This window comes from Variovorax sp. 20P10.2.4 (assembly GCF_058244205.1).
On record NZ_JBZAYE010000383.1, the window covers coordinates 1 to 7,215 of the forward strand.

5 protein-coding genes are annotated in these 7,215 nt (G+C 70.6%); 2 read left to right on the forward strand and 3 right to left on the reverse strand.

The window, feature by feature from the left end; genetic code table 11:
• The coding region (locus tag AC27VN_RS27630) for an ABC transporter permease (protein WP_490878601.1) at nt 1-661 on the forward strand (661 nt) is incomplete at its 5' end.
• Nucleotides 662-819: 158 nt separating this feature from the next.
• Here AC27VN_RS27630 and AC27VN_RS27635 read toward each other — a convergent pair.
• From AC27VN_RS27635 to AC27VN_RS27645, 3 genes are all read right to left on the reverse strand, one after another.
• Complete coding sequence (locus AC27VN_RS27635; RefSeq protein WP_490878602.1) at nt 820-2,442, reverse strand: carboxypeptidase regulatory-like domain-containing protein; 1,623 nt, start codon at nt 2,440-2,442, stop codon at nt 820-822.
• Nucleotides 2,443-2,688: 246 nt separating this feature from the next.
• Entirely contained in the window at nt 2,689-3,396 is a 708-nt protein-coding gene (locus AC27VN_RS27640) for an O-methyltransferase (RefSeq protein ID WP_490878603.1), read from the reverse strand.
• 48 nt (nt 3,397-3,444) lie between these two features.
• A complete protein-coding gene (locus tag AC27VN_RS27645) occupies nt 3,445-5,985 on the reverse strand; it encodes a penicillin acylase family protein (protein ID WP_490878604.1) in 2,541 nt (846 codons plus the stop codon).
• Between the two features lie 101 nt (nt 5,986-6,086).
• Here AC27VN_RS27645 and AC27VN_RS27650 point away from each other — a divergent pair, with 101 nt between their 5' ends.
• The gene (locus AC27VN_RS27650; RefSeq protein ID WP_490878605.1) at nt 6,087-7,157 is read left to right on the forward strand and encodes a lipocalin-like domain-containing protein; all 1,071 of its coding nucleotides are present in this window, start codon (nt 6,087-6,089) and stop codon (nt 7,155-7,157) included.
• Nucleotides 7,158-7,215 lie beyond the last annotated feature (58 nt).

Genomic DNA, 7,215 nt, shown 5'->3' on the forward strand with positions numbered 1-7,215 from the left:
CACCTTCTTCGTGGCCGGCGTGTGGCGCGACTATGCGCGGCAGTTCGGCGCCATCGCGATCGAGGCACGCGACTTCGAGCGCCTGACCGGCGATCGCGACGTCAGCGACGTCGCGCTGTGGCTCGCGCCCGGCGCCTCGGAAGGCGCGGTGCAGGAAGCGGTGCGCGCACTGGCGGCGCAACGCGCGGGCTCGGAAGTAGAGATCGCATCCGTCGGCCAGATCCGCGCGGTCTCGCTGCGCATCTTCGATCGCAGCTTCGCGGTCACCTACTGGCTGCAGGCGGTGGCGATCGCGATCGGGCTGTTCGGCATCGCTGCGAGCTTCAGCGCGCAGGTGCTCGCGCGGCGCAAGGAATTCGGCCTGCTCGCGCACCTGGGCTTCACGCGCGCGCAGGTGCTCGCGGTGGTGGCCGGCGAAGGCGCCGCCTGGACCGCCATCGGCGCGGTGGCCGGACTGGGCCTGGGCCTCGCGGTGTCGGTGGTGCTGGTGAAGGTGGTCAATCCGCAGAGCTTCCACTGGACCATGGACCTGCTGCTGCCCTGGGGCCGGCTGCTCGCGCTGTGCGCGGCCGTGGTGGCCGCGGGCACCGTCACCGCGTGGATGGCGGGGCGGGCCGCGGCCGGCAAGGATGCAGTGCTGGCAGTGAAGGAAGATTGGTAGGCACTGGTTCGCGCAGGCAAAAAAAAGCAGGCACGCGACCTGCGGATGTCCGCGGTCCCGTGCCTGCCGGCGCTTTGTCTGCGCGCCTTTTCCCCCTGCTCCCTTTTCTTTTTATCGGCCGAAGACGACCGGCTCGCGCCGGCCCTCGTTCATGCCGCTCAGTTGCAGTACTGGGCGTTCGCGTCGGTGTTCACTTCCGGCGGCTTGTTGGCCAGGAACTTCTGGACCGGCACGACCGTGGCGTTGCAGTTGTCGTCGGTGCGCAGGTCGAAGACGTGCCAGTAGCGCGTCGAATCCGTCACCTCGCCTGCCGGCGGCGAGAAGACCGACTGGGCGCCGCGGTTGCTCAGTTCCACGCGCGCGGGCGATCCGGTCTGACCTGGGTCGTAGGTGTCGGAGAAGTTGTAGACGAAGAAGCGGTAGGTGCGATTGCGCGCGAGCTTCGCGAAGGTCGTGTACTCGGGACCGAAGCTGTCCACGTCGTCCACGTCAAGGCCGATGAACGGCGCGGCCGCGAGCGAGCCCTTGTTGGCGTAGTAGACCTCTTCACCGACATTCGCGCCCATCGTGTGGGAATCGAGGTCGTAGGGCCGTTCACCCCAGGTCAGCTTGATCGACATGGCCGAGCTCGTCAGCGTGAGGCACCCACCGAGCGTGATGTCCTGGTCGCCCAGCGTCGCATTCGCCGCATTGGAGAGTTCGGCATTCTTGCTCGCCACCACGAAGGCTTCGCTGCTGCGCTTGGCCGGTACCGAGAACTCGCCGTTGGCATTGGTGACGGCCGAGCCGACACCGCTGTACGACTTGCCTTCCGATGCCACGACCGCCCCGGCGACGCGTTCGCCCGCCGCGTTCTGCACGCAGCCGTTGACGCGCACCGTGTTGTAGATCTGGTCGGCGTTCCAGGTCGTGAAGTGCGTGACCGTGCCTTCGTAGTACTGGTTGGGCGCGGTGCCCTGCAGGCTCGCGCTGCCCTCTTCCACCCACAGGCCCGTGGCCGTGTTGTAGAAGAACAGCGGCACCGTCGGCGGCAGCGCGGCGCTGCGCGACGACGGCGCGATGCGCACGGTGGCGCTCACGCCCTGCGCGAGCTGCAGCGGTGCGCCGTCCGCATCGACGAAGCTGGCGTCGAGCGCGCCGAAGCTCTCCATCGCCGCGGGCTCGCCGCTGGTGGCCGCGAGGTAGTTGCCGGGCATCAGGTTGACGTTGGTCGCGGGTGCGATCGGCGTGAGGCGGCCGGTGACCTGGCCGGTGGGCGTGCTGCCGTCGGCGCGGCGCAGCGCGTTGGCGGGCAGGCGCACCATGGCGGTCGAGCCCGGCACCGCGAGGTCGCGCGCGGCACCCGGGTTGAAGGTGTCGCTGAACGCCACCGGCAGCATCGGAATGTTGATGACGGTGCTGGCCTCGGCCGGCGCGAGCGCGGCGGTCGAGCGGCTCTGCGGTGCGAAGCCATTCTTCTCGTAGCTCAGCAGCACCGAGGCGCCGTTGGTGATGCCCTCGAGCGTGTAGGAGCCATCGTCCGCGGTCGTGGCGCTGACGCCGCCGGCCGTGACCTTGACCTGCGCGATGCCGGCGCCGTCGAGCGCATTGGTCACGCGGCCCGTGACCTTCGCATCCTTGCGTGCGGGCGTGCCGGGACCGCCAGGGCCGCCCGGGTCACCGGGGTCACCGCCGTTCTGGCCGGGCGGCAGGAACCCGAAGCCCGAGCCTCCGCCCCCGCCGCCGCACGCGGCAACAGCCAATGCGACCGCCACGGCGGCCACTGCAAATTTGAATCTCATGGGTTCTCTCCCCCTCTGTAGCAACTGGTCGATGAATGCGGCTGCAATGCAGCGGCGTCGGATTCCGATGCGCGGCATCGCAGGCCATGCATCGAAGGGGACCGAGCGTATGCATCGCGCATCGCATCCAACAGTGCCAAAAGTCATGCGCATGCAACGGCCGTTGCATGCGACAAGGGGAAGTGAATACGGAAGACTTCGCGGCATGCGTGCATCGCCGCGCGCGGGCAATGCAACCCGATTGCGCTAAGCGTTCCAGTCGATCAGGCCGGTGCCGCTCCAATGGCCGAACGACGTGAGATCGAGCTTGGGCCGTGCGATGCGCCGCCAGGTCGCGACCATGTTCATCACGCGGATGTCGTCGAACACGACCAGCGCATGCGCGGGCAATCTCAGCGTGGCGAGGTTGTCGAGCATCCTTGCCTCGGTGTGGCCGTCCTTGGGTCCGTCCACGAAGACCAGGTCGGCCGCCTCGAACAGCGCGCGATGCGCCTCGATGCCGCCGGGCGCGGAGATGTCGTGCAGCACCTGGCGCACGCGCCCCTGCTCGAAATCGCCGGGCGCGAGCCAGGTCTGTTCGAAGCCGTGCCAGGGATGCAGGTCGAAGGTGGTCACGCTGCCGCCCGCGGGCAATTCCTGCGCGAGCGCGAGCGTGCCCATGCCGGTGAAGGTGCCGATCTCGACGACGCGCATCGGCTTCAGCGTGCGCACCAGCGCGGCGAGCAGGCGGTAGTGCTCGCCGGGCCAGGTGTCGAACCAGTGCGGCTCGCTCGAGGGGCGGCCGTCGTAGACGCTCAGCGCGATCTCGCGCGCGGCCGAGGCGGCGCGCAGCGCGATGTCGAGCAGGCGCGCGCTGGGCCGCGCGGGCTCGTCGTCGAGGCTCGCGATGACCGAGATCTCCTTGTGTCGCGCCGGTACCTCGGCGAGTCGGCGCTGGAGTTCGTCGAAGGTCATGGTGCGGGCCCGATGCAAAAAATGCAGTCTAGGCGCCGCCATGCAGCTTCACGGCGCGGGCGTCAAACGAATCCGCTCCACCGTTTCCTTTTCCACGGCCGCGCGGCTGTAGACCAGCGGCACGTACTTGCCTTCGAGCCACAACGGCGCGAGGTCGCGGTAGTTGGGGCTGTCGGGATTGCCCGACTGGCCCGGCGTGTTGATGACGCGCGAGGCATCCCAGTTGCCCACGTCGAGCACCATGCGGAAGGACGCACCCGAGGTCAGCCGATAGTCGCTCGCGCGGTAGCTCGCGGCCATCGGCGTGAAGGCCGAGCCCGACATCGGCCAGTCGCCCACGTCGAGCTTCCTGCGCGTGGCCGCATCGACGATGCCGCCGAGCGGATGGCGGAACTCGGCGCGGTGCAGCGCGCCCCACTTCCAGGTCGCGGGGTCGGGGCCGAGCTTGTTGCTCAGTTCCTGCATGGCGGGCGCGATGGTCTGCACCAGGATCGCATCGCGCTGCGCGTTGCTGACCCAGCCGAACGGGTTCTCGAGCAGCAGGACCATGCGCGTGTTGTCGCCCGGCAGCGCGTACTGCACGGCCGACTCGCCCGCGCCGGCCTTGAGCACGGCCTGGCGCAGCGGCTTGCTGCTCCACACCTCGTAGAGCGCGGCGGCCGCGCTGTCGCGGTCCATGGTGCCGTCCCAGCCCTGCAGCAGCGCGAGGCCGGCCGCGGTCTGCGCATCGCTGCTGCCCAGGCCCGCGAGCAGCTTGAGCAGGCGCTGCGCCGGCGTGGCCACGATGTCGTTCTGCATGCGCTGCGAGTCCTCGAGCGTGAAGCGCTGGCCCGCGGCCACCTTGCCCGCGAACAGCTCCTTCAGGCGCCGCGCGCGCGCCGCGTCGCTCCACTCGTAGCCGATGCCCTTCTTCGCGGCCGGATGCTCGCTCGGGATGTTGTTCTCGTTCGCGGTCACCACGTAGCCGCGCGCGGGATTGAACTCGGAAGGCAGCTCGTCGCCGTTGCGGAAGCCCGACCATTCGTAACGGCCGTCGCCCGGCACCGGCATCAGGCCGTCCCAGTTCGGACGGATCGGCGTGAGGCCGCCCGGAATCCAGCCGATGTTGCCGTTGCGGTCGGCATAGACCTGGTTCTCGCCGGGCGCGCCCCAGCGGTTCATGGCGGCTCGGAACTGGTCCCAGTTCTGCGCGCGCATGTAGTCCATAGAACCGAAGTACGGCGCCATGCCCGGCTCGAGCCAGGCCGCGCGCAGCGCATAGGCGCGGCGCTTGCCGGGCTCCGACAGCAGCACCGGCCCGTGGCGCGTGAATGTGTTGACCAGCTCGCGCGGCACGCGCTCGCCCTTGACCGCGATGCGCTCGGTCACGCGCAGCATCGGCTCCCAGCGGCCCTGGTAGCGGTACTCGTTGGGATTGCGCGGATTGAGCTGGTAGACGTAGAGGTCCTCCTGGTCCATGTAGAAGCGCGTGAGGCCGAAGGCGATGGTGCCGTTGTGGCCGATCGACAGGCCCGGCAGGAAGGGCTCGCCGGCACCGATGGCATCCATGCCGGGCGCGCTCAGGTGCGTCATGTAGCGCAGGCTCGGCGCGCCGTGCGCGCGATGCGGATCGTTCGCGAGGATCGGCCGGCCGGTGGCGCTGAGCTTGGGCGCGATCACCCAGTTGTTGCTGCCGTAGGCGGCCGTGGGGTCACCCTGCTCGGCCTGTGCCTCGTCGCCTGCCTGCGACACCGCGAAGCTGCCGGGGCCCGCGCCCTGCTGCGGCAGCAGCGTGTTGGCCTTGGTGAACTGCGGTGCCTCGGTGGCGCGCAGATAGGCCGCGCGCAGCTCGGCGGCGGGCACGGTGCAGGGATCGAGCCCGGGCGGCACGCGCGGGTTGACGGGCGGGTCGAGCTCGCGCCGCAACCAGTCGGCCTTGATGCCGGGCCCGCCCGCGCAGTAGGCGCGCGCGCGTTCGATCTCGGACGTGAGGTTGAGCGTGAGGCCATGGTGGCGGATGCGCACCACGTCCTCGGGCGACCAGGTCGCGGGCTGATAGCCGAGCAGCCTGAACTCCGGCGGCAGCAGGTCGGGCTGCGCGCGCACCTGCGCCACGTAAGCATTGACGCCGGCCGTGAAGGCCTCGGCCACGCGCTTGGCGTCGGAGCCGTAGGCCAGCCACTCGCGGTACATGTCGCCGCGATAGAGCACGGCGCGCGCGGCGCGGTCGCTCTCGACCCAGGCGGGACCGAAGTCCTGCGCCATCTCGCCGAGGCCGCGCTTGCGCCACAGGTCCATCTGCCAGAGCCGGTCGCGCGCCGCGATGAAGCCCTGCGCGACGAAGGCGTCGTAGAGCGTGCCCGCGTAGAGGTGCGGCACGCCCCAGCGGTCGACCAGCACCTCGGCCGGCTTCTCGAGGCCGGGCACGGCGAAGGACGAAGGCGCGCGCGGCGCTGTACCCGTCGATGGCGGTGTTTCGGCGGGCGGTCCCGAGGCGCAGCCCGCGAGCGCGAGCAGCGCGGCCAGCGGCACGAGCCGCATGGCGAGGGAACCGGAACGGGGGGATGCGATGCGCCGCGCGACAGGGCGCGGGCTGGGCGTGCGCTTCATGGATCTCGTCTCCTTCTTTTTATGGGCCGGCCCACGGTAATCGCTTTCGCATGCGCGTGGGTTACAACGCGTGACGAGGCCGCTTGTAGACTCGTGCGGCCATGTCACCCGCCCTCCTGTCGCGCCGCGACCTCCTGCTCGCGGCGCTCGCCGCCTCTTCGCGTCTCGCGCCCGCCTGGGCCCTGCCGCCGCGCACGCTGCAGTTCCCGCGCGACTTCGGCAGCCATCCCGAGCTGCGCACCGAGTGGTGGTACATCACGGGCCATGCGCAGGCCGAGGGCGGCCGCGCCTTCGGCTTCCAGGTCACCTTCTTCCGCTCGCGCGTCGATGCCACGCAGGGCATGCGCTCGAAGTTCGCGGCGCAGCAGCTGGTGTTCGCGCACGCGGCCGTCACCGACCTCGAGGGCCGCGCGCTGCGGCACGACCAGCGCATCGCGCGCGCGGGCCTCGGCGGCGCTTCGGCCAGCGAAACCGACACCGCGCTGCGTTTGCGCGACTGGTCGCTGCTGCGCGGCGAAGACGGCTACACGGCGCGCATTCCCGCCAGCGGCTTCACGCTCGAGCTGCGCTTCGCGCCCACCCAGCCGGTGCTGCTGCAGGGCCGCGCGGGCCTCTCGCGCAAGGGGCCCGACGAGGCCCAGGCCAGCTACTACTACAGCGAACCGCAGCTCGCGGCGCAGGGCCGCATCGCGCTCGACGGCCGGCCCTTCGCGGTGCGCGGCAAGGCCTGGCTCGATCACGAATGGAGCGAGGCGCTGCTGCATCCCGAGGCCGTGGGCTGGGACTGGATCGGCATGAACCTCGACGACGGCGGCGCGCTCACGGCCTTCCACCTGCGCCGCGCCGACGGCAGCGCGCTGTGGTCGGGTGGCTCGTTTCGCGCGGGCGACGGCACGCTGCGCGTGTTCGGCCCCGACGAGGTGCGCTTCGAGGCCGGCCGTTCCTGGAACAGCCCGCGCACGCAGGCGCGCTACCCCGTGCAATGGCGCGTGCGCACGCCCGCGGGCGAGTTCGAGGTGCGCGCGCTGCTCGACGACCAGGAGCTCGACAGCCGCGGCTCCACCGGCGGCGTGTACTGGGAAGGCCTGAGCGACCTGCTCGATGGCCAGGGCCGGCGCCTGGGGCGCGGCTACCTGGAGATGACGGGGTACGTGGCGCCGTTGAAGCTCTAGGCCGGCGCCCGCACCCGTGCCTTCATCGGGCCTTGCGCCGATCGATGAAGGCGATGAT